Origin of the sequence: Haladaptatus sp. CMAA 1909 (assembly GCF_043952005.1) — an archaeon.
Classification (GTDB): domain Archaea; phylum Halobacteriota; class Halobacteria; order Halobacteriales; family Haladaptataceae; genus Haladaptatus.
The window spans coordinates 61183-84377 of the sequence record NZ_JBIOAV010000003.1; the positions used below are offsets into that span (position 1 = coordinate 61183).

Sequence of the window (23195 nt, forward strand, 5' to 3'; positions counted from 1 at the left end):
ATTTCTTTGGACTTCGTCGCTATTATTGATTTAATGTCCCCCTTCCGATAGAAATGTCTCGTAATCAAGATCTTGGATACTCACACAAAACTTATACATATTTGAGGAAAAGGACTCGGTATGAAATCGAAAACTCGGCGAGGATTCTTAAAAACAGCTGGCGTTCTTGGCACAACACTTGCGGTTGGATCACAGTTCACTTCACCCACAAAAGCTGCTGACGGCTATAGCGGTACATGGACGATGCCTCGCGGAAACCCGGGACGAACTGGCGCAACCACCGACCCTGGTCCGGGATCAAATGTCACTACCGAATGGTCATTTGATATGAACGGTGGAATGCACACCGCAGAACCGGTTGTCGATAATGGAACCGTGTATTTGGCTGTAACAACCGCACATACGCCGTCAGTCAGCAAGGGCTATGTAGCTGCCTTTGACCTAGAGCAAAAGACCACAGTCTGGAAACACGATGGAATCTCCCGTCCAGGGACGCCGACAATCAGTGGAGACACGGTCTTTTTCAACACCGGCGGTTCTGAGGATGCCGAAGCGTCTGGATTCTTTGCACTTGATAGCAACAGCGGTGAACAGAAGTGGCACAAATCTGCATCGGCCGGTCTATCGAATGCACTCGTCGCGGACGGTCGGCTCTATGTTGATATCTCTGGAAGTATTGCGCAACTAGATCCCTCGACCGGCGACAGTATCTGGACAACCGACGGAGTTGATGGAACTGCGTGTTATATTGATGGGATTATCCTCACTGCAGATGGGGTCGCACTTCAAGCCAACGACGGCTCTGTTCTTTGGGATGTCTCTGCCGATGAAGACACAATACAAACAGCCGTTGATAACCTTGTGTATGGCATTGGGAATAAAGACGACAACGAGCCGGTGGTAAAAGCGAGGTCGACGAGCGATGGGACAGTTCAGTGGGAATATCCACTTGGATTTAAAGATGAATGGTGGGGGTCCCGACTGACAGTCGCTCACGGACACGTGTTTTTCGGAGTTGGAAATTCGATCCGGGCAGTCGACGCAAAGTCGGGCGAGGAAGCATGGAGAACAGACATCAGTGCGGAACTATCTTCCGCGCCATCAGTTGGTGGTGAGACACTCTATGTTCCTGGGCGAACAACCCCAGAACAGGATGATGGAGACGCACTAATCGTTGCTCTTGACCCACTATCCGGAGAGCAGAAGTGGGACTACTCATTCGGCAGTTGGGACTTTGATGAATATGGCCCTACCGCTCGATCACCCGTGATTTCTGATGGACGGGCATTCGTTACGACGTATCCAATGATGTCGACCCTCGATTGGATGTACACAGAATATGCAGACTTCCACGTCCTTGGTTCCGGATCGAAGACAACAACAACAACTGAATCCTCGACTCAAACAGAAACGACGACCCATACAACAACCGAGTCAACGACAGGGACAGAGACAGCAACGAAAACCAAAACAACAACGGTTCAAGAAACGACTACCACCGGAACGAATTCAGAGGTCACAACCACTTCTGCATCCACTACTGGACAATCGACGATGTCTAAAACGACGACCACAAGCACAGACAAAACGGCTACGGGAGAGTCAACAATTCAATCGACTAGTACGAGTACTACGAACTCCGATGGACAGCCAGGTTTTGGAGTACTCACCACAATTGGTGGACTTGCTGGGGTCGGCGCGTATCTTCGATCACGACTCGAAAATTCAGAGTAATCAGTAAGTCGAATTTTCACGTTGGGCGTGGGAGGCCCGCGTCTTCAGGCGCGGGAGGATGTCACTGTTCGTAGGTACCTCGATAATTCCTTCACCCATGGAACGCCGCAACTATCAGACTACAGTCATCAGTGACATCCGCCCCGGGGTAAACGGCGGAATTCTCTCCTCGAAGAAAGATAGCCCACAGCAACTGTCGAGAATTTTGCTTGCCAGTACTCACAACAAGCAAGGCAGAAACTCTTAGCACAACCTAGACAATCAACGCAGAAACGTGATAGAGATAGAATCGATCATACCATATTGCTGTGGTTTCGAGGTAAAATACTTCTATTTAGGTATTGAGATAACACAACAATCGTTTTTGCTCAACCAGGTAATGGCACGCGTTCGAACAGGAAGGAGGGTTTGGGTAGGGGTGATAGTGGATCAGGAGTGATGGCACCAGACCCACGTTGAAGACCTATTCAGGGGTTATCCGCGAACACACTGCAAGCTGTAACTTATTGTGGATCGGTAAATGCTTTGTGCTACTGTTCGAAATAAAGACATCAGGTTTCCTTTGAGAACGGCTGAGCACTGTCAGACAACACCGGATCAGGTGCTGCAGTGGCCATACCAGATCAATAGTGCACTTCAAATAAACTCGCGTGACATGTAGCTAGTACTCTCTGGCGTAATATCAGCACCTCGGTGTTTCAGAATGCCTGCTTTCTGATATAGAGGAGATACGCTTTGCCACAAATTGGACAATCTCGATTAACTTGCTCAATCTTGTTCGGGAATTGTAATCGTTGATTCGCCATCGACCACCCGAAACCCACCGGCTTCTTTCCGAGCCGACACCTCTTGTTGTGGATATGGAATTTTGATTCCCTCTCGATCATAGGCGAGTTTGACTGCACGTACCACGGCAGTCACTGCTCGCCATTTCCGACGACTACTTGGTTTCTCGATCCAGAAACGGAGCTCAAGCAGTACTGCAGAATCACCCAGTTGTTTTAACACCACGTCAGGACTGGGTACCGTTAGGATATCATCGACACTCTTCATTGCTTCTTTTGCAATTTCTGTCGCATGATCAGGATCTGCTTGGTAGTCTACTCCAACTTCAACATTGAGTCGAAGTCGTCCCTTCCGCCCGATATTGATGATTGTACTACTACTCACAAAGTCGTTTGGGAGCATGACATATTTCCCCTCGAACGTCTCAATACGCGTCGTGAAAATCGTGATGTCAGTCACGATCCCCTCATGCTCGCCAATCTGTACCCAATCGCCGATCTCGAACGGCCGGGAGAACATGAGTTGAAAGCCAGCTAGCAGTGACCCAAGCGTTTCATTCGCTGCTAATCCAATTGCAGCACCAAGCAGTCCAGCACCCACAAATAACCCTTGGAGGTTTATTTTCCAGACACCTAATATAGCGACAAAACCAACGAGATAAACACCGATAATAGACAATCGGGAGACGACCTTTCCCTGGTGGCGTGTAATCTCTTCGGTCTGTTGTAAGAGTCGGTCAATGACCCGATCGACCATTCCAGCACTAACATACGCTGCTATACATACACCGAGTGTCAGCACGATCTGAAATCCGGTCTTTCTGACTGAGCCGAGTGCTTTTACACCATCTGTCGCTTGTTGTGTTTGTTCCCAGATGATGACGAACAGACTGCCACTGACACCAATGAGAATCAAACTCGCGATGAGGAGCCCAATATTTACGAGGCGAAATGGATAGTCACGCTTTGCAACCCGCGACAGTCTCCAAAGTATCCACTCACAAAGGATGAGCCCGATACCGACAATGAGCGAGAGGAAAAACTGGCCCTCAGAACCAGGGAATTGATTGAGAACCCACTGAAGAGGTGATGCGAAGATCATCGATACTCATCTCTTGTGGACTTGTGTTGGAAGGCACTCTCACAGCAGGATATCCAGGTTTGAACATGTAATTGCTGTACGACGCACGTCATGCGTCACATTTGAAGACAGCGATGTCACAAGAGTGTACCGAAAATAGATTCCGTCTACACAAAATACAGCGAAAGTGGCCCACAGTCAAGCCGCGTAGTACGTTCACTGTGGACCAGTCGTCGATGAGCAGACGGTCGTTGACTTCGAATAAATTCATCGTCCTGTGGTGATAGCTGTGGGAAACAGGTATCATGATGGTTATTGACTGGTATATCCTTGCACAATGTTTATCTAAATTCCGTTTGCAAACACATAGCTGCAATTAAGAACGCGACTGCCGGCGAGAGGCTTTAGCCACTCCTAGTGGAGAGGATAAAGACAAGCCGAATCGGTGGTTTCCGACGCAGGCCGGGGTGCAGATAGGGCTGAACGAGGTATCGAACAAACTATCCACTGCTAGTTGGATGATCAACTCAAACTTTCTCGTTAAAGAGTTCAAAAGCATAGTTCTATACAGATACTGTCGAAAGTCGTTGGTGCACGAATGCGATTGATTCAATTGACGATTCCGCAGGACAAGCAGGATATTGTCTGCCGGATTCTTGAACAGCGGGATCTTGATTTTACTCTCATCGCCGAGATATCTGATCGAGACTATGATGCTGTTATCTCATTCCACCCGCTGCTGCAGTCGGCCTCGGAATCGCCTATAGTGATTCCGTGCTTGTCGTTAGTGCTGGAATTCTCGTGTTGGTCAACATTCTCTCGATCAACTTCGCCAGCTTAGCCGTGCTTTGGATACGTGGCTATCGGCCTGATCACTGGTTCGAAGAAAATCTCGTCCGGCGTACCACACTCAAACGAATTGCGGTACTCACCATCGGGATTCTTGTACTCTCATCCTTTTTGGTGGTCACATCGGTCGATCTCCAGCGGAACGCCAAATTCGAATCAACAGTTGGTACAACTGCCGAAGAAAGTGGACTCACTGTGTTGTCAATAGATATCGAGTATCGGACAAACCTATTCTCGCGCCATCCCGATCAAGTTGTTCTTTGGGTAGCAACGAACAATGACCGGGCTGCAGATGCACTTCGTCGACGAATCAAGCACCGGACAAACATCGACACCTCGGTTGTTATCATCCGTGAAAATGTTGAGACGTCCACCGACTCCCAAACACAACCAACGTCTCTGGCACCTACCAGAGGAGTGTTGAGTAGGTTGGCTCCGTCTTTCCTGTAGCTTCAGCACTTGTTTTGGTCACCATGAAGACAAGACGAATTCAAATGGTAGTGAGCAGTCCACTTCTTCACTCCAAAAAGCATCGTCGACGAAGCGTGCTATTCTGTGATATCAATCGACCCTTCAAGCGTTCGAACCGGATAGGGCATGTCGATTGCCTCAGCATCAAGCCGTTCTTTCACTGCTTGTACTAACTCTGACCGAATTCGTGTGAAGTTTCCTCGGCCAGGCTCACCGATCCAAAAGCGAGTTTGCAATCCGACATATGAGTCAGCGAGTTCAGTCACCCGAATATCCGGTGCTGGGTCTGCGAGAATTTCATTGTGTTGTTGTGCCTCGTCAAGAATCACATCTTTCGCGTGATCGATATCGTCGTCGTAGCCGATTCCAAAGACAAATTTTTGCCGGAGCTTATCGTAAGCAACCGGATTCTTTACCGCATCATTCGCTAAGTCACCATTCGGAACGGTAATTAGCTCGTTATCGAACGTTCGCACTCGTGTCACACGCAAGTCGATATCCTCGACCTGTCCCTCACCGTCACTCCATTCAATCCAATCACCAACCGTGAACGGTCGGTCTTTGAGAATGAAAATCCCAGCAACAAAGTTACCAAGGAATTCCTGTGCGGCGAACCCAATAGCAAGTACGATAGCACCGGCGAACACACCGAATGCAGCAATGACGCCACCGAAGCCAGCAACCGTGAACGCAAGGGCAATAGCGAGTACCCAAACGAGAACGCCAGCCACATTCTCGGCCAGACTTCGAACAGCTGGATCATGACCTTGTTCTTTCAGTACTCGTGTAAGTAATGGAATGAGGACACTCCGCCCAATCAGATAGACAACAACGAGTGTCACGAGAAACAGTACGGTGGGAATCACGTAATTGCTGACAATAGATGTGGTTGTGAGTGTATTACCCGTTTGTAGTGGGGTCATTGAAACCCCATTCAGCACAAAATTCAGTATCATAATTCAAGTCGAAAATCGAAGAGCTGTTTTATGAACGTTTTCCCAGATTAGTCCTCATTCTCGTCACTGTTGTCGTTCCACCGCACTCGGATTTCGTATTGTGTGCTATTGTCTGCTTTCGAAATGTCCTCGATCAGTTCGACTGTGGCAGGTCGCTTCGTAATCGAGTTTAAGAACGATTCATCGGCTGGCACTTCTATCGCTTCCATTCGCTCATATCGACTGAATATCTGTTCACGAACGAAGCGAACATAGCGAGCAGTTTCATCGCGGGTGAGTGATCGTTGTTGTATTTCTGTCTGTTCATCAGCCATTTCCGTTCGGTGTGAAAGGACTGCATTCAGTACTGCCCTAATGAGCGGTTTTATCGTCCATTTCAAGCGCCTGTCGAATATCAGAACCGGGGTCTTTTGAGCAATTGAGAGGCTGAAAGCCACCGATTCTAACGATGTGGTTCGGCTGTGTATTCGAATTAGATCTGCCGTCACTTCACGATCATCTCGCTTTGTCGCCCGTATCATCACGACGAGAAACTCCCCTCAAGTTCGAGAAACGCCGTCGGAATATGTCGGAAGTAGCGATTGTACTCCGGAGAGTACCATATCGCCGAGTCACGAAGAGCTCGATCGTGAACCCGCCAAACAGCGTTCTTATCCCGATTTCGATATCATCGAACCGTTAACCGTTCATTTACGCCAGAGATTTGAAGTCCCCTTGACCGACGAAACGGACAAAGATAAATCAAATCAGTAGAACAGGTACGACAGGTTCTGATCGACAGGTAATACAGTACATTAAATTAGGTGGGGATTGCTGGCAATAGTATGGAGGGGACGCGGCGATACGAAGCCGGGGTGGTACTCGTCTGTCTGCTTGCAGCCAGTGCATGGCTTCTCGACCAACCATTGCTCCTCGTCGGAGCGGCTGGAATCGGCGCGTCACTGGTTGTTCAGCAATATCGCTTCATGCGAGACATGCTGTCAACGACGGACAACCTCACCGTAACCCAATCCGTATCACGCGATCGGGTGAGTACTGACGAGGAACTATCGATCGCCGTCCATGCAGCGCTTCCGGAATCGACCGGGCTTTCGATGATCGTTGAAGCACAGCCGCCAGTGACTGCAACTGTCCGTGACCCGGAACTTCAACAGCTTCGTCTTGACACAGGGGATACAGAAGAGACGACAACGTTTTCACTTCGCTGGCCAGTAGCCGGAAAATTCGAGTGTTCGCCACCAAACGTGACGCTCACTGACCAGACAGGGATGTTTCGCTCGACAGTTCCAGCAGGGAATAGCACAAGTGTAACTGTTAGACCGCGACGTCCACGGTCACTTCACGTCGGCATGGCTGGCAAAGGGATGTCCACTGTGTTTGGTGAACACGAAACTGGTCAAAAAGGCGCCGGCCTAGACCCAGGAGAGATCAGACGGTACGTGCCAGGAGATACGGTTCGACAAATTGACTGGAAGGCCACTGCGCGAATGAGACAACCCCATGTCCGTGAATTCGACGCCGAAACAGACCTTTCGACCGCGCTCGTCGTTGATAATCGGTCGGCGATGGCAACCGGGATAACAGGAGAAACGAAACTTGATTATCTTCGACAGGTCGCACTCGCCTATGTTGATAACGCAAAGATGAATGGAGAGCCAATTTCGCTCTATACCGTTGAAGATGGTGGTGTGACTACCGTCCGGCAACCGGCTGCAAGCACCCGCCACTACATCAACCTAGAGACGGAGCTTCATGATCTTGCCCCACACACACCGGAGGACAGAAGAACATCCAGAGACACCGTATCTCCGACACAGACGACAGCAAAGAGGGGAACAGAGAAAACTCAAACCCCCCACCAAGCACGAGAAATGGCGAGTCGCCTCCGCGAAGACGGCTCGCCGTTCGGGAGAACCCTTTTCCCCTATGTGACAAACTCTGAACGGTATGTACAACGAATTCAAGACGACCCGCTTTACAAGGCAACTCGAACGTATCTCCGAGGAATCCAGGGTCCCCTCGTGACTGTGATCCTCACGGACGATACACATCGAATGGAGGTTCGAGAAGCAGTCAGAGCAGCACGTCGCCACTCCCAACAGATCCTCGTATTCCTCGCACCGACGGTGTTGTTCGAACAAGGTGAAATCGGAAATGTCGAAACAGCATATGAAGAGTACGTCGATTTCGAACAGTTCCGCCGTGATCTCACTCAAATCGATGGTGTAACTGCGTTCGAAGTCGGTCCAAGCGATCGAATCGAAGCAATTCTCACTGATGCCCAACGAACGAGAAAAACGGCCCTTCGGGGGCAATAACGATGCAAGAGGAGACCGCAACTTGGCTCGGTGGCATCGGAGCGCTCTTCATTGGGATCCTGTGTGCCGTCGCCACTGGGCCACCAGGTATTCTAGCCGGAGTAATATTCCTACTGGTGTGGTACACTGTACCCACATTGTACAGCGTCGCATTTGGACAACTCGTTGTTGCTGTTTTCGCTGATAGCATCACCGCAGAATACCTCATCCTATTGGAAGTCGGCCTCCTTGCTGTACTCGTCGGACCGTTACTAACGGTCGATCGACCACGCTGGCGTGTTACCGTCACAAGCGCTATGGCCGTCCTATTCGGCGTGGGGGCACTAAAAAGTCTTCAGTGGAGTAATCAACTTTGGGTTGCAATCGCTGTTGTCGTCTTCGTTTTCGCTATCGTCTCGTATGGGCTGCACCGATACGAACGCGTCGCACTCGGACTCGTAGAGGAGAGTACTCATGAGTAAACAATCTGTTTCACCTATTCCAGAACAAGGTAACCAAGCGGAATCGGATGCTGAATCAGTCGCTGACCTTACTGCCAGAATCGAACTCCTCACGGAAGAAAACAAACGGTTACGCGACGAATATCGCCGTGCTCGACGAACCAGTTACCGACGAACCGCGCTCGGAATGGCTGGACTCGGTGTCCTCGCTGGGATGGGAGCTCTGTTATTTCCCACCGCACAAACCGTCCTCCTCGCGTTAGCCGGCACTGGATTGTTCGCCGGTGTACTCACGTATTTCCTCACTCCAGAACAGTTCGTTTCAGCATCGGTTGGCGAACAGACGTACGCTGCCCACGCTGCAACTGGTATCGAACTTGTGGAGACACTGGGCTTAACCGACACGACGGTGTATCTTCCGACTGGAAATACAGCGAGGGGGGATGCGGGCGTACGGTTGTTCGTCCCCCAGCATCGCAACTACGACCTTCCCGAGAAAGACGATATGAACACACTATTCGTCGTGACAGACGATGAGCGTCAACGAGGAGTGATCGTCTCCCCCACAGGGGCAGGACTATTCGCCGAATTCGAGTCTATGGTCGGTGATACTGCATCCCAACTGCCTGAACTTGCAGACCAACTTGCAGATGCACTCGTCGAAGGATTTGAACTCGTCGAAAGTGCAACACCTGATGTGGATCCAGAAGAGGGACGCATCACCATCGCCATTACCGGGAGCCGATATGGTGCTGTAGACCGATTTGACCACCCCGTTTCTTCGTTCGTAGCCGTTGGATTGGTGCGTGGAACTAATCAACCGATTACACTCGAAAGCAGCGCAAGCGGCGACGACCGAACCGATTATCTCGTTACTTGTTCGCTTGTTGACGAAGAGTGAGAAGGAGATTGTTCGATGCGTGCTGCCCCGTTTTTGATCGCCGTTGCAGTCAAACACTCAAAACAGCCGAACACTTCATCGTCATTGTTTCCAAAGACGCGAGTGAAGTCTGACGTAACGAAAGAACCACAATTGCGGCATCGCCGATCGCTGTAGCCGACTTCCTGTTGAGGCATTCGTTTCGATCCAGTCATCGTGTCATCACATTGGTCGTTCGCTGAAACGAGTCAACGTTTATCCTATCGTTACTTGTGGTGAGAATTCTTACGCACAAACCCTGAATGCTATGGTGGGTAATACACCGTTCGACTCTTCTTCGGATATCTGGTTTTGGCCGTGACATCGTGGTTGTAGGCGGTAGTCGTTCGCATTTCTTTAAACAGTGAGAGAATCCCGCCGTTTACGGCGGGCGTGAATCGCGTAGGCTTTGTGACGCAACTACCGTCAGTTGCATGGACGAAACCCAAACGCGTAGTACACACCGTGACGTGCCTAATATCAAGGGCTGCGTCGGCTCCCGGCACTTGCACGGGAGTACGAGATGCGCTGAAACCCGCGCCTTTGACGCCGAAAGAGATGGTCCTGAAACCTGCTCGGCACCGGGTCGGGTTTCCTCCTGTGTGGGGAAGCCCCGTCGTTTACCACGGGGAGGATGTCACTCGCTGAGGTTGCAAATCTTTTTTCGTGGTTTTCTGAGATCATAATAAAAGAGATATTTAGTCCAATGGTTGGATCCGAAACGACCCCATCCGAAGGTCACTAACAGTGAAAAAAGTCAAGCATATCCTCAACACCGTAACCGTTCTGGCGTGAGTTTATCCGATTCAAGAAGAAACTTGGAGTATGAAACTCCACGAATCGACGTCGAACGATATGGAGCGAATCCACGAGTTGGCACGGAGCGCGATGACCGCCTCGTACTCCCTAAGTCCACAACAGATTGAGAATGTGGTTGACGAGGAGTTCTCAGACGAACGACTCGACGACATGGTATCACGCTCCGACGGCTACGTGTTCGCGCTCGAAGACGAGGAGTTCGAGACGCTCGTGGGGGTTATCGAGGGACGTCTCGACGGTGACACAGGTGAAATACGATGGATACTCGAAGACCCCGAACACCGTGGGAAAGGGGTCGGAAAGGAGTTGCTCGAAACGACGGTGGAGAAGTTACGCGAGGACGGCGCGGAGCGAATCTACGTGAAAATCCTCGATGCGGACAGGGAAGGTGCGGAATTTCTCGACGATTTCGACGTCGCGAAAGCGGGAAGTCAGCAGGTTGAGTACGACGGCGAATCGTTCGTCGAGGATCTGTACACCCTCGATGCGAGCGAACGAGAGGCAGTGGACGACGAGTCGGAGGAGGAACTCGAACCGACGGAGGTAGCCCTTGAGAACACGGAAACTCGCGACGGGACGCTGATTGCCACCACCGACGACGGAGAGACGGTATACCTGAACGTGGCGGAAGCGAAATCGGGAACCGAAAGCCCGTTCTTTGTCACCTACACCGACGAGGAGTTCACCGAACGGTTCGGCTACTTCTGTGGCAACTGCGGATCACTCGAAACGGCGCGTGACGCCCAAGACCACATCGAATGCGCCGAGTGCGGAAACGTTCACACGCCGAAGTCAGCCGAGTCGTACGACGATTCGTATCTCTGAACGGGGTTCCACGTCTGGGAGGATGGTCGCCCGTACTGGGCAACGATAACCCCTACATGGGTGCTGACCGTGGAACGGACGATGCTCGAAAGCACGACGACTTCGACGGAAGGGTTCAGAACCGTTTCCGAAATCGACGGCAGCGAGCTCACAATCGACACGGACACCGAAACCGATCCGAGTCCGACCGAAACCCTGCTCGCGAGCTACGCCGCCTGCTACACGGTGGCCCTTCGAATCGGGGCACAGCAACGGGATGCCGACGATCTCGGTCGTATCGAAATAGACGCGGAAGCGGACCGCGACGACGAACACGACCTCGAAGCGATTCGGTTCACGATCGGCGTGGAAGCCGACGAGAGCGACGAGACGCTAGATGCCGCCGTGAGTCGCGCGAACGACCTCTGCCACGTCCACGACGCCGTTCGGGAGGAACTCCACGCGGACGTCGGCATCCACGGTGACGCCTTCTGAGAACGGAGAAGGGGACCGAAAATCGGTGGCGGTCGTATCCGTCGACCGCTCATCAGGAGGCGAATAAGTTTTCAGAGACGATTCAAATTTCCATAATGATACGTCCATGATCGATCATAATAGTTAATGGTCGTTGAGTAGAGTGTAGTATGGACAATGGTAGCGATTGACATTGAAACGGAGGACGGGCAGAAAGAAGCGCTACGCCGAATGTTAACGATTCGGGCGTTCGACACGAAAGCGGGAGAGTTGTTCGGCGACGGGGAACTCCCCGGGTTCGTACACCTCTACATCGGTGAAGAAGCGGTCGGCGTCGGCGCGTGTTCGGCACTGGAAGAAGACGATTACATCACGAGCACCCACCGAGGGCACGGCCACTGCATCTCGAAGGGACTCGGATTGGAGGAGATGATGTCCGAGTTGTACGGCAAGGCGGACGGCTACTGCAACGGCAAGGGTGGCTCGATGCACATCGCGGACGTGGACGCGGGCATGTTGGGCGCGAACGGTATCGTGGGTGCCGGACCGCCGCTCGCCACGGGTGCCGCTCTCACGTCGCAGGTAAAAGGGGAGGACACCGTCGCGCTGGCGTTCTTTGGCGACGGTGCCGTCGCTCAAGGACAGATTCACGAGGCCATCAACCTCGCCGCGACGTGGGACCTTCCGGCGATATTCTTGGTCGAGAACAACCAGTTCGGCGAGGGAACGCCGGTCGAAAAACAGCACAACCTCCAGAACCTGAGCGAGACGGCAGAAGCGTACAACATCCCCGGCTTCACGGTGGACGGAATGGACGTCACGGCCGTCTACGAGGCAGTGAAAGAGGCTCGGAAGCGTGCGCTCGCACGCGACGGGCCGACATTCATCGAGGCGGACACCTACCGCTATCGCGGTCACTTCGAGGGCGACCAACAGCCGTACCGAACCGACGAGGACATCGCGATTTGGAAGGAAAACGACGCGATAGAGCAGTTCAGAGAACGGCTCATCGACGCCGGAACCATCACCGAATCGGAGTTCGAGGAGATGGAATCCGAAATCAGCGAGCAGGTAGAGGAGGCGGCGGAGAAAGCCAAGGAAGCGGATTACCCCGAACCGAGCGAGGCTTACGACGACATGTTCAACGCAAACGTACCCGAGATAAACGACTTTGCACGACAGATGCGGACCGACGGAGGTGAGGACCGATGAGTACCGAAAGCATGCCTTCCTCGGGGCCGTCTGACACCGAGGAGATGACGGTCCGAGAGGCGATTCGCCTCGCGATGCGGGAGGAACTGAACCGCGACGACGACGTCTTCGTCATCGGCGAGGACGTCGGCGAGTTCGGCGGCGTCTTCGAAGTGACGAACGGTCTCGTGGACGACTTCGGCGAGGACCGTATTCGAGACACGCCGATAAGCGAAGCCGGATTCATGGGCGCGGCGGTCGGTGCCGCGGCGACGGGAACGCGGCCCGTCGTCGAAATCATGTTCGCGGACTTCCTCGGCGTCTGCTCGGAGCAGATAATCAACCAGATGGCGAAGAACCGCTACATGTTCGGCGGCAAGACCGAGATGCCCGTCACCGTCCGAACGACTGAAGGCGGCGGAATGGGTGCCGCGAGTCAGCACTCGGGCACGCTGCACACGTGGTTCGCACACTTCCCGGGCATCATCGCCGTCGCTCCCGGAACGCCGCGGGCCGCGAAGGGCCTGTTGAAGTCGGCCATCCGTTCGGACGACCCGGTGTTCGTCTTCGAGAACAAGGCGATGTACGAACAGACGGGCGATGTTCCGCTCGACGAGGATTTCACCATCCCGCTCGGGACGGCGAACGTCGAACGCGAAGGCGACGACGTGACCGTCGTCGCGACACAACGATTGGTCGGCGAATCGCTCGAACTCGCCGACGAACTCGCGGGCGAAACGAGCGTCGAGGTCATCGACCTCAGGTCGCTCTACCCGCTCGACACCGACACGCTCGCCGAGAGCGTGGACAAGACGGGGCGTCTCGTCATCGCCGACGAAAGCCCGCTCTCGTACGGAACCCACGCGGAAATCGCGACGCGCGTCATGGAGAACGCGTTCTTCAGCCTCGACGCGCCGATTCAGCGCGTCGGCGTCGCGGACGTACACATCCCGTTCAGTCCGACGTTGGAGGAGGAAGTCCTGCCGGACGCCGACGACGTGAAAGCGGCCATCGACCGCGTCGTATAAGTGTCCCCGACAGTCGGACTCATCGTCAACCCGGTCGCCGGTCGGGACATCCGGCGACTGACGGGCGGCGCGAGCGTCAGTAGCAACTACGCAAAACGGCGGACGGCGACCTGCGTCCTCGAAGGCCTGACGATGGCGGACGACGCCGAGGTCCTCGTCATGCCGGACAACGCCGGCCTCGCCGACAGAATCGTCGACGGCGCACCGGAGGACCTCACGGTAGGCCTGTTGGACATGACCGTCACGGCGTCAGGTGAGGACGCACGGAACGCCGCGGAACGGTTCTCGGAGGAGGCGGATGCCGTGGTCGTTCTCGGCGGCGACGGCACCAACCGCGACGTCGCCCACGGAATCGGGGACGTCCCCGTCGTGAGCATTTCGACCGGGACGAACAACGTGATTCCCATGGCGGTCGACGGAACCGTCGCCGGTATCGCCACGGGACTCATCGCGAGCGGTGCGGTGCCCGCCGACGAGACGACGATTCGGCACGGAACCGTCGAAGCAGTCGTGGACGACGGGAGCGAAGAGCGACGCATTCGGGGGCTCGCAACGCTCGGGGTTATGGACCAGCAGTTCGTCGGAACGCGAGCCATTCTCGACCCGGAGGACGTCGTCGGCGGCGTCGTCTCGCGGGCGTCGCCGAGCGAAATCGGCCTCTCCGGCATCGCCGGTGGACTCACGGTCCGCCGTCCCGACGACCCCGGCGGCATCGGATTCCGGTTGGGGACGACGAGCGAACCGCAACAGGAGGTACACGCGGCCACGGTTCCGGGCGTTCTCTCGCGTATTCCCGTCGAGGAGTACCGCACGCTCGATGACGGCGAAGCGTTCGAATTCGACGTCGTCACCGGCGTCATCAGTGCGGACGGCGAACGCGAACTCGAAGTGCGCGATGCGTCCGTCCGATTGCGCCCCGTCGCCGACGGACCGCGACTCGTCGACATCGACGCGGTGATAGAACGGGGCGCGAAGGAAGGACTCTTCCGCGCGTAGTAATGCGATTCCCGGAAGAGAATCCGTCTTCCGAGTTATTTTTCGCCCGCCGCGATCACGAGCGGCCACGGGTTTTCGACGTGCTCGACGAGCGTCCCGAGGAACCGCGCGGCGTCCGCACCGTCCACGATTCGGTGGTCGAACGAAAGCGAGAAGGATATCTGCTTGCGGACGGCGACCCCGTCGTCTTCGGTCGGTACCACCTCGCGTTTGATGGTGTTGACGCCGAGGATGGCGATTTGGGGCGGGTTGATTACCGGGTCGAAGCGCTCCACGCCGAGGACGCCGAGGTTCGAGACGGTTATCGTCCCGCCCGTGAGGTCGTCCATCGTGTACTCGCCCGAGAGCGCCCGGTTGGTCACCTCCCTGCGTTTCGCCGCGAGGTCCGAGAGCGAGAGCGCGTCCACGTCCGAAATCACTGGCGCGATGAGTCCGGCGTCGATATCGACGGCGACGCAGATGTTGTGCGCCTCGTGCAATCGGTGAACGTCGTCCTCGAAGGTGGCGTTGAACTCGGGATGGGTGTCGAGCGTCGCCGACAGCGCGGTCAACAGGATGTCCGTCACGGACACGTCCGGGGAAAGGGCCTCGTCCGCGGCGGCCGCGGCGGCGAGGAGTTCCTCCGCGTCGGCCGACCGATGTTCGGTGACGTGGACCGCTTCGCGGTCGCTCTGTCCCAGACGCTCCGCGATGGTACTGCGCATCCCCGTCAGCGGCCGTTCTTCTTCCCGCGTTCCGGGCACCGTCTCGGCCTCGTCGTCCATCGTCCCCTCGGCCGCCATCCGGACGTCGGTTTCCGTGAGACGACCGTCGATTTCCGCTCCGACGGTTTCGACGTCCACGCCCAACTCGCGTGCGAGTCGGCGGGCGCTGGGCGTGGCGAACACCCGTTCCGCGGGGACATCGGGTTCGTCGGTGGCCGCGACTGTGGCCGCTTCTCCGCCCGTCGGCTCGGTCGAAGTCGCCTCGACTTCGACCGCTTCCTCTTCCATCGACTCCGCCGCGGCTTCCACGTCGCCCTCGGTCACGGCCCCTTGTGGCCCGGTCCCCTCGGCGGTGTGGAGCGGGAGATCTAACTCCTCCGCCCGCCGTTTCGCTCGCGGTGTCGCTTTCACATCGTCGGTCGGTTCGGACGAGTCGTCCTCGGCCGCCGCCTCGACGTCGCTTTCTGCGATGGCACCCTGCTGCCCGGTGCCGTCGATGGCCGTGAGGTCCACGTCCAGCTCCTCGGCCCGTCGCTTCGCTCGCGGCGTCGCCTTGACTTCGCTCACCGGTGCGGTCGAACCGTCGATTGCGGCCCGCGCGTCGCGCTCCTGTGCGGGACTCGAATCCGCGTCTTCGGCGGACGACTCGGATGGGGTTTCCGCGGATTCACCCTCGACTTCCGCGACCAAGTCGTCGATATCCGCATCCGGCGCGGCGACGATGCCGAGCGGTGCTCCCGGGTCGGTCACGTCGCCCTCCTCGACGAAGACCCGTCGAATGACGCCGTCCTCGCGGGCGTCGATTTCGGCCGTCGTTTTCTCCGATTCGATTTCGGCGACGACGGCTCCTTCCTCCACCGTATCGCCTTCGGAAACGGTCCAAACGTTGAGCGTCCCGGAGTCCATTTCCAGTCCCAACTTGGGCATCTTGATAATGTATCCCATGGCATAGAAAGACAGTCTCGGTTGTATTAAATCTCCACCGCCGGTTTCGAAACCGATTTTCGACTGACTGGAGCGGTGGTCGGGTTATCTGAACGGTGATGAAAGGGGTGGGGATAGGGTGAGGTTGCATGTGCCAGTACAACCCTTTCGGTTCTCGCGTGAGAAACCGAAGACATGGCAACCGAATCCAACGAAGAGACGTATTCGTGCGACCACTGCGACGAGGAGTTCGAGCGAGAGGAAGAACTCCACGAACACATGGAGGACGCCCACGGAACCACCCCGGAGGAAGAACGGAGCGAGGAGTCGGCGGCAGCCTCCTCGGACGCGAGCGCGTCAACCGGTTCGATTACCACGGAGACTAACGAGTCCCCGTCGGCGGCCGAACCGTCGGAGGCGGCGGGCCCAACGTCGAACGACGACGATATCGAACCGGATTCGGACGACGAAAACTGAGACGCAGCGCCTTCCGCGGAGACGGACGATAACTCGGTGAAACGCTATTTTTCCGGTCAGTCACCGCCGACGGACGATTGATCCTCCGGAGTCGTCGCAAACAGATCCGTCTCGAAGTAGGCCAGTTCGACGACGACGGCGACGATAGCGAGTGCCACGACCGTGTAGAAGACGCCGCGTTGTGCCGAAAAGAGGTGCCAGAGCATCATGGGGAGGAAGAGAACCGTTCCGAACAGACCGATCGCTGGGGGAACGGCCGAGACGGATTCGTGGTCGCGCTGTGTCAACGCGAGGTAGCTCATGCCGCCGAAGACGACGATGAAGGTTAGCGACGCGAACGACGTGATCCCCTCCAAACTGCCGACGACGGTGAACGCCGCGGTCAGCACGCCGAGAATCACAATGATGCGCTTGGGCAGGTCCTCGCCCACGTGGAACTCGTCCGGCGAGCTGGCGTCGAGTTTCTTCGGCAGGAGACCGTTCTCGATGAGACGGTCGGAGAACTGCGCGCTCGTGAACTGGGTCGCGTTGATGGCGCTCGCGGTCGAGAACAGCGCCGAGAGCGAGATGACGAGTTCGCCCCAATAACCGCCGAACTCCGAGGCGGCGGTCGCCAGCGCGACTTCTGGGTGTTTGGACACCAGCGCGACGCCAACGATGCTGGTGGTGACAATGGCGACGCCGATATAGATGAAGACTGCGGTCGGAATAGAGAGGTAGATGGCGGTCGGGTTGGTGTCGCTGTGGTTCTCGATGGTCCCTTGGGAGTACATGAGCAACTGCCAGCCCTGAAACGCCACGAACGACATCGTGGCGGCCATTATCGGCGTGAAGCTCAGTGAATCGAGGCCGGTGTGGATACCGCCGTTGGACGACCCGAACCAGAATCCGACCACGGCCAACCCGACGAGGACGGCGATTTTGACGACGATGAGACCGATTTCGACCCATCCGGACTCCTCGACACCGACGAGGTTGAGACCGACGAACACGCCGATGATGGCGAGCGACAACACGGCGCGCAACGGAAGCCCGAGGACGTGTTCGATGCCCACAATATCGACGGTGTAACTGCCGAACGCGTAGGCGTACATCGCTATCGACCCGACGTAACCGAACAAGAGGGTTCAGCCAGCCATTCCAGCGAGCGTGGAACTGTCCGCAAACCATTCAAGATACGTGGGCGATGCCCCCTCCGGGTCGCCGAGCTGGTTGAGCTTGATGTAGGAGTAGCCCGCGCACATCGCCACGATGCCCGCCAAGACGGACGAGAGCCACGCCAACGCGCCGGATACCTTCACCACGACGCCGAGAACGGCGTAAATGCCACCACCGATCATCCCGCCGAGGGCCATCGACACCGCACCTGTCAATCCGAGGCCCCCGCCAGCATTATCGTCTGTCATTCGAGAGTAATTTGCTGATTGAAAGATGATGAGCCCTGTAGCCGAATAATAAACGTGTTTATACGCTTCCGAAATTCCCTGCTCTCGTTCAATGACGACCACAACTCCTTCGACAGAAGATACGTCGTCCCGTTCCAGTATTGAGAGCCAAACGCTGGACTGTGCAGTATGTCGATTATCGAGTTATCCTCACGAACTATGAAGACAGTGTAAGAATACACATACGCAATTATTGTACACCCTATTACAATATTATAGAATTATTCAGTTTCGTATTTTAAAACGATATAGTTTCTAACTAGATATTACACAATTTCTAAAATAAGTATTTATATTCCTGTACCAATTATCGAATGCAATGAAAGGTGAACAATTTCATCACAAATTTAACCGTCGGTCGTTTTTAAAGACTGTCGGCCTAGCTATGGTCGGAACCGCCGTCGTCTCGCGTGGCGTCGGTGCGGTAACACAACCCGGAGACGACTCAGAACTGAACAAAGGCGAACTACAGAAACTCTCGGTACAAGGAATCCAACCACTTGACAACGGCGTCAAATTCGACCTTGGGACGAACGTAGCGTACATTCGTCTTTTCGATGCTGACCTCGCGAAGATATCCATCCTCGAAGCCGGGGAATCGGAGTTCGAATCTCCCGGCATCAAGAAAACAGCGGACGAGTGGGATACGCCCCAGTTTACGAGGAACGACAGCTCTAACCGGTACACGCTCAAAACAGATGCAATCACCATCGAAGTTAAAAAGCAGCCGTTCGGAATCAAGTTCCTTGACGCCGACGGCAACGTCGTCAACGAGGACCACCTCGACTACGGCACTGCGGGCTACGAGAACGGAAAGCCGTATGTGTTCAAGGAGACCACCGACAATGAAGCGTTCTACGGGTTCGGGGAACAGGCGGGACTGAACCTCGACCAACGAGGAGAGAGTCTGGGGCTCTGGAACACCGACGCATACTCGTACGGCTTGGACACAAAATATCTCTACACCGCAATTCCATTCTTCGTTGGCCTGAAGGAAGATCGTGCATACGGCATCTTCTTCGATAACACCCACCGCTCGTACTACGAGATGGCCTCCGAATCCGACGAGTACTACTACTTCTATGCGAATGGCGGCAAACTCACATACTACTTTACTTACGGCCCCGCCATCGGCGATGTCGTCGACCGGTACACCGAACTCACGGGGAAGATGGACGTCCCTGCGAAGTGGACGCTCGGACTCCATCAGAGCAAATGGCAGTATACTCCCGAGCAAATCCTGAACGTTGCCCGGACCTACCGCGAGAAGAACATCCCGCTGGATACGATGCACTTCGACATCGACTACATGCGGGACTTCCGCGTCTTCACGTGGGATGACGAGTACAAACAGGCTCTTGGAGAATTGAAATCGATGGAGGGTTTCCACGCCATCGCGATCAACGACCCGGCCGTCAAGCAAGACGAAGAATACGAAATCTATCAGGAAGGAACGGAAAACGATTACTGGGCCGAAAACCCCGACGGCTCCACTTACATCGGAGAGGTGTGGCCGGGCGATTCTGCATTCCCAGATTTCCTGCAAGAGGACGTGCAAAACTGGTGGTCTCAAAACCACGAAATCCTCTTCGATGCGGGCATCGACGGCGTTTGGAACGATATGAACGAACCGGCCGTGTTTGACGGCCCCTTCCATACGATGCCCCTGGACATCGTCTTCGGTGACGGTCCAAATACGAAACTGCACAAGGAGTATCACAACCTGTATGGTCACGACGAAACATCAGCGACCTACGACGCGTTCGAGATGCACAAGCCCGACGAGCGCCCGTTTGTCTTGACCCGCGATATGTACGCTGGCACTCAGCGCTACGCTGCGCTCTGGACCGGCGACAACGTGAGCAGTTGGGAACACCTCCAGATGTCCCTACCCATGAATATGAACGTTGGACTGTCCGGTGTCTCCTTCGTCGGCAACGACATCGGTGGCTTCGCACAACGGCCGGATGCGGAACTCTTCGGGCGGTGGATCGAAGTCGGCGCGTTCCTCCCGTTCTCCCGGATACACTACGACAGCAATGCGAAAGCCGACGGAAGCACTCAACGTCAGGAGCCGTGGGCATTCGGCGAAGAAGTCGAAGCAATCAGCAAGAAGTACATCGAGATGCGCTACCGGTTGCTTCCGTACCTCTACACCGAATTCAAGGAAGCTGCGGAGTCCGGCAAGCCTGTCCAGCAACCGCTGGTATACCAGTTCCAGGACGACGAGCGGACGTACGATATCGCGGACCAGTTCATGTTCGGCGATGCGCTCATGCTTGCGCCGGTCGTGAAAGAGGGACAGACCAGTCGAGAGATCTACCTACCAGATGGTGAACGGTGGACGGACTACTGGAGCGGAACAGAGTATGAGGGTGGACAGACGCTGACAGTCGATGCCCCGCTTGACCACCTCCCTATCTTTGTGAAACGAGATTCGATGGTGCCAATGCGGGACGTCCAACAATACACCGGTGAGAAACCGCTGACGACGCTCGAACTCGACGTCTATCTCGACAAAAAGGCGACGTACTCCTTCTACGAGGATGACGGCGAGACGCCCGATTACAAAAACGGGGAGTACAACATGACGAACTTCACTGTGTCCGCCAGTAACGGCGGCGTCGTCACATTCGAACACGAATTGAAAGTCGAGAACTACGATGGGTCCCAACTGTCGTCGTACCTGCTGAAACTCGACCGGTCGGAAGCGCCTCGGAAAGTACAGGCCGGGTCAAACAAGTACAAACTCGTCGATGCGGAAACGACAAAAGGAACGCCAGAGACGTTCGCCTACAGTAAGGATGAAGACGCTGTGTTAGTCCACATCCCTGTCGATGAAGACGAGAAAGTGAAGCTGTTCTTCAATGGTCACTGACGCGAGTAGGCACCGCTGAGATAATCATCCAATTTTTACAGGTACTGCGTCCCACAACGTACGTAATGGGATTCCACATCAAGTGGTGGCATTGTCAACAACCACTGAGAAGGATTTCGACGAGTCGAACGATACCGCGAGAAAAAGGTGTGAACGATTCAGTCGGCGATTGCGGTCAGTTCACTTCGTTGTGCATCGCGTCGATGACCTCGCCGAGGTCGGGCGTGCCGCCGCCCGGTTGACGGCCGTAGGAGAATTCTTCCTTGCCGTCTGCCGACTCGCCCTGCGTCCAGCGCTGGTCGGGGTTCGGCCGCTCCTCCTTCGACGTGGACATGAACTCGTAGTTGTACTCCTGGTTTTCCTTCTCCTGCGGAAAGCTGTTCGGGACCGGAACGTGGTCCTCCATCGTTTCGAGAGCCGCGTGCCACTGATTCTGGTGCATCGTGTCACGGGCGATGAGGTACGACAGCATGTCCTTCATGCCGGGGTCGTCGGTCATCTCCCAGAGTCGCGCGGCGAGGGTTCGTCCCGTGGATTCGGCCATGACGTTCGCGTGAACGAACCCCAGGGTCAAGTCCCGGGGTTTCCCGCTTCGACGACACGCTTTGCATCCACTCGCCCCGAATGGCGAGTGAACGTAGGGAGCGCAGTCTGCACGGGCGTTGATTCGGACCGTCCCGGCCCTATATTGATCTGAAAAGAATATTTCGTCCGTCTGAATGGTATGCCGACTTCGGCTAACGCCTTGTCCAAGATGTTCTTCGCGGCGTTGAGGTCCCGATCCTCTTCGTGGCCGCACGCTGGACACGAATGTTCGCGTACCCACAGCGGTTTGTCCGTCTTTACTCCGCACTGGTTGCACGCCTTCGTAGTGTCTCGCGGGCAGACCGGCACGACGTGAACGCCATGGAGCTTTGCCTTATATTCCAAAAGTCGGATAAACCGCGACCACGCAGCATCTTGCTTGTTTTTAGCGTTTTGAGTGGTTTCGAGCATCGGGTTCACATCGAGGTCTTCGACCGCAATGAACTCGTAGCGTTTTACAAGCCATGTCGTGAGTTTGTGCTGAAAGTCGATGACACGTCGTTTGATTTGGCGTTTCATCTTCGCTACTTTGACGCGCTGTTTCTCCCAGTTTGAAGACTCGTGCTCTTTGCGAGCGAGTGATCGTTGTGCTCTTGCGTAGCAGTTGTAACTGTCGGATAAGTCGAGGCAGGCTACCGAACAGTCATCTGATGTATGAATATACGACAGGATACCGAGATCGATTCCCACGCATTTGTCGGCGGTCAACCCTGACAAATCTGGTGCGTCCGGCTCGTCTACCTCAACTACAAAGCATACGAACCACTCGCCGGTTTGTTCTTTCTTGAGAACGATACGCTTTACGTCCTCTGTCTCGGGAATATTGCGATGTGAGCATACGTCTATCCAGCCGATCTTTTCGAGCCGGAGTCGAATCCAACCATCTTTGCCCGTGTTGTGATCCACGTCGTAGCGTGTGGTTTGATTGTACGATATTGACCGAAATTCCCCGCGACCCTGCCACTTTAAACGTCCCGTTTTTTTACCATTCTTCCGGTGGTCGTTCAGTGTCTTGAGATCCTTGTAGATCTGTGAGACAGCCTGTTGCGCGGCGTGAGCAGACGGTTTCTTAAATATAGACCACCGTCGCTTCCATTCAGGAAGTTTGTTGTGTTGGTCGTATTCACTCGGTCTGTTGTCTCGCGGTGAGCGGTAGTAGTGTCGAACCGCTTGGTTTCTGATTTGCCGGAGGATGTCGATGTGTTCCCATGCTACGCTAGCGGTCTCCTCATTGGGGTACGCGCGACAGCGTAGCGTGAGATCCATTACTATTCCTCGGTATCGGCGTTGAGACCTCTGCGGATAAGTTCGGCGTAG

Annotated in this window: 17 protein-coding genes and 1 pseudogene; 11 read left to right on the forward strand and 7 right to left on the reverse strand. The window is 55.1% G+C overall.

All coding sequences use genetic code 11. The features are described from left to right. Window positions 1-120 precede the first annotated feature (120 nt). Window positions 121-1734, forward strand: coding sequence for a PQQ-binding-like beta-propeller repeat protein (locus ACGYLY_RS22310; protein WP_395284984.1), 1614 nt, complete (start codon window positions 121-123; stop codon window positions 1732-1734). Window positions 1735-2502: 768 nt separating this feature from the next. Here ACGYLY_RS22310 and ACGYLY_RS22315 read toward each other — a convergent pair. Both ACGYLY_RS22315 and ACGYLY_RS22320 read right to left on the reverse strand, forming a co-directional pair. Then, complete coding sequence (locus ACGYLY_RS22315; protein WP_395284985.1) at window positions 2503-3621, reverse strand: mechanosensitive ion channel family protein; 1119 nt, start codon at window positions 3619-3621, stop codon at window positions 2503-2505. A gap of 1376 nt (window positions 3622-4997) precedes the next feature. After that, window positions 4998-5843: a mechanosensitive ion channel family protein gene (locus tag ACGYLY_RS22320; protein WP_395284986.1), complete on the reverse strand. Its 846-nt coding sequence runs from the start codon at window positions 5841-5843 to the stop codon at window positions 4998-5000. 857 nt (window positions 5844-6700) lie between these two features. Between ACGYLY_RS22320 and ACGYLY_RS22325 the strand changes: the two genes are divergently transcribed. The 8 genes from ACGYLY_RS22325 to ACGYLY_RS22360 all read left to right on the forward strand — a co-directional run bounded on the left by ACGYLY_RS22325 (window position 6701) and on the right by ACGYLY_RS22360 (window position 14865). Further along, window positions 6701-8194 (forward strand): DUF58 domain-containing protein, encoded by a 1494-nt coding sequence (locus tag ACGYLY_RS22325; protein WP_395284988.1) that lies wholly within the window; start codon window positions 6701-6703, stop codon window positions 8192-8194. Between the two features lie 2 nt (window positions 8195-8196). Further along, the gene (locus ACGYLY_RS22330; protein WP_395284989.1) at window positions 8197-8655 is read left to right on the forward strand and encodes a hypothetical protein; all 459 of its coding nucleotides are present in this window, start codon (window positions 8197-8199) and stop codon (window positions 8653-8655) included. Then, window positions 8648-9535, forward strand: a complete 888-nt coding sequence (locus ACGYLY_RS22335) for a hypothetical protein (RefSeq protein WP_395284990.1) — start codon at window positions 8648-8650, stop codon at window positions 9533-9535. The genes ACGYLY_RS22330 and ACGYLY_RS22335 overlap by 8 nt, the downstream gene beginning before the upstream one ends. A gap of 843 nt (window positions 9536-10378) precedes the next feature. Beyond that, a complete protein-coding gene (locus ACGYLY_RS22340) occupies window positions 10379-11197 on the forward strand; it encodes a GNAT family N-acetyltransferase (protein ID WP_395284991.1) in 819 nt (272 codons plus the stop codon). Window positions 11198-11278: 81 nt separating this feature from the next. Beyond that, window positions 11279-11671, forward strand: coding sequence for an OsmC family protein (locus tag ACGYLY_RS22345; protein WP_395284992.1), 393 nt, complete (start codon window positions 11279-11281; stop codon window positions 11669-11671). 156 nt (window positions 11672-11827) lie between these two features. Beyond that, window positions 11828-12862: a thiamine pyrophosphate-dependent dehydrogenase E1 component subunit alpha gene (locus tag ACGYLY_RS22350; RefSeq protein WP_395284993.1), complete on the forward strand. Its 1035-nt coding sequence runs from the start codon at window positions 11828-11830 to the stop codon at window positions 12860-12862. Further along, complete coding sequence (locus ACGYLY_RS22355) at window positions 12859-13869, forward strand: alpha-ketoacid dehydrogenase subunit beta (protein ID WP_395284994.1); 1011 nt, start codon at window positions 12859-12861, stop codon at window positions 13867-13869. The genes ACGYLY_RS22350 and ACGYLY_RS22355 overlap by 4 nt, the downstream gene beginning before the upstream one ends. Further along, window positions 13870-14865 (forward strand): NAD(+)/NADH kinase, encoded by a 996-nt coding sequence (locus ACGYLY_RS22360; protein ID WP_395284995.1) that lies wholly within the window; start codon window positions 13870-13872, stop codon window positions 14863-14865. A 35-nt stretch (window positions 14866-14900) separates the two neighbouring features. Here the strand turns inward: ACGYLY_RS22360 and ACGYLY_RS22365 are convergent, their stop codons facing one another. Then, complete coding sequence (locus ACGYLY_RS22365) at window positions 14901-16514, reverse strand: 2-oxo acid dehydrogenase subunit E2 (RefSeq protein WP_395284996.1); 1614 nt, start codon at window positions 16512-16514, stop codon at window positions 14901-14903. 174 nt (window positions 16515-16688) lie between these two features. On the opposite strand from ACGYLY_RS22365, the gene ACGYLY_RS22370 reads away from it, so the two are divergent. Then, entirely contained in the window at window positions 16689-16970 is a 282-nt protein-coding gene (locus ACGYLY_RS22370; protein WP_395284997.1) for a hypothetical protein, read from the forward strand. 56 nt (window positions 16971-17026) lie between these two features. Here the strand turns inward: ACGYLY_RS22370 and ACGYLY_RS22375 are convergent, their stop codons facing one another. Beyond that, window positions 17027-18091 carry an APC family permease gene (locus ACGYLY_RS22375; protein ID WP_395284998.1) on the reverse strand — a complete coding sequence of 355 codons (1065 nt, stop codon included), beginning with the start codon at window positions 18089-18091 and terminating at the stop codon, window positions 17027-17029. 6 nt (window positions 18092-18097) lie between these two features. After that, window positions 18098-18376 carry a hypothetical protein gene (locus ACGYLY_RS22380; protein WP_395284999.1) on the reverse strand — a complete coding sequence of 93 codons (279 nt, stop codon included), beginning with the start codon at window positions 18374-18376 and terminating at the stop codon, window positions 18098-18100. A gap of 424 nt (window positions 18377-18800) precedes the next feature. Between ACGYLY_RS22380 and ACGYLY_RS22385 the strand changes: the two genes are divergently transcribed. Continuing rightward, window positions 18801-21293 carry a TIM-barrel domain-containing protein gene (locus ACGYLY_RS22385; RefSeq protein WP_395285000.1) on the forward strand — a complete coding sequence of 831 codons (2493 nt, stop codon included), beginning with the start codon at window positions 18801-18803 and terminating at the stop codon, window positions 21291-21293. Between the two features lie 175 nt (window positions 21294-21468). On the opposite strand, the pseudogene ACGYLY_RS22390 reads toward ACGYLY_RS22385, so the two are convergent. Continuing rightward, window positions 21469-21852 (reverse strand): annotated as a pseudogene (locus ACGYLY_RS22390) (manganese catalase family protein); the annotation flags it as partial. Between the two features lie 11 nt (window positions 21853-21863). Continuing rightward, a complete protein-coding gene (locus tag ACGYLY_RS22395; protein ID WP_395285001.1) occupies window positions 21864-23144 on the reverse strand; it encodes an RNA-guided endonuclease InsQ/TnpB family protein in 1281 nt (426 codons plus the stop codon). Window positions 23145-23195: the final 51 nt, after the last annotated feature.

What these genes read in the sequence shown, in the direction of transcription:
- ACGYLY_RS22310 (WP_395284984.1), top strand. Translation starts at nt 121, where the DNA reads ATGAAATCGAAAACTCGGCGAGGATTCTTAAAAACAGCTGGCGTTCTT.
- ACGYLY_RS22315 (WP_395284985.1), bottom strand. Translation starts at nt 3,621, where the DNA reads ATGATCTTCGCATCACCTCTTCAGTGGGTTCTCAATCAATTCCCTGGT.
- ACGYLY_RS22320 (WP_395284986.1), bottom strand. Translation starts at nt 5,843, where the DNA reads ATGACCCCACTACAAACGGGTAATACACTCACAACCACATCTATTGTC.
- ACGYLY_RS22325 (WP_395284988.1), top strand. Translation starts at nt 6,701, where the DNA reads ATGGAGGGGACGCGGCGATACGAAGCCGGGGTGGTACTCGTCTGTCTG.
- ACGYLY_RS22330 (WP_395284989.1), top strand. Translation starts at nt 8,197, where the DNA reads ATGCAAGAGGAGACCGCAACTTGGCTCGGTGGCATCGGAGCGCTCTTC.
- ACGYLY_RS22335 (WP_395284990.1), top strand. Translation starts at nt 8,648, where the DNA reads ATGAGTAAACAATCTGTTTCACCTATTCCAGAACAAGGTAACCAAGCG.
- ACGYLY_RS22340 (WP_395284991.1), top strand. Translation starts at nt 10,379, where the DNA reads ATGAAACTCCACGAATCGACGTCGAACGATATGGAGCGAATCCACGAG.
- ACGYLY_RS22345 (WP_395284992.1), top strand. Translation starts at nt 11,279, where the DNA reads ATGCTCGAAAGCACGACGACTTCGACGGAAGGGTTCAGAACCGTTTCC.
- ACGYLY_RS22350 (WP_395284993.1), top strand. Translation starts at nt 11,828, where the DNA reads ATGGTAGCGATTGACATTGAAACGGAGGACGGGCAGAAAGAAGCGCTA.
- ACGYLY_RS22355 (WP_395284994.1), top strand. Translation starts at nt 12,859, where the DNA reads ATGAGTACCGAAAGCATGCCTTCCTCGGGGCCGTCTGACACCGAGGAG.
- ACGYLY_RS22365 (WP_395284996.1), bottom strand. Translation starts at nt 16,514, where the DNA reads ATGGGATACATTATCAAGATGCCCAAGTTGGGACTGGAAATGGACTCC.
- ACGYLY_RS22370 (WP_395284997.1), top strand. Translation starts at nt 16,689, where the DNA reads ATGGCAACCGAATCCAACGAAGAGACGTATTCGTGCGACCACTGCGAC.
- ACGYLY_RS22380 (WP_395284999.1), bottom strand. Translation starts at nt 18,376, where the DNA reads ATGACAGACGATAATGCTGGCGGGGGCCTCGGATTGACAGGTGCGGTG.
- ACGYLY_RS22385 (WP_395285000.1), top strand. Translation starts at nt 18,801, where the DNA reads ATGGTCGGAACCGCCGTCGTCTCGCGTGGCGTCGGTGCGGTAACACAA.
- ACGYLY_RS22395 (WP_395285001.1), bottom strand. Translation starts at nt 23,144, where the DNA reads ATGGATCTCACGCTACGCTGTCGCGCGTACCCCAATGAGGAGACCGCT.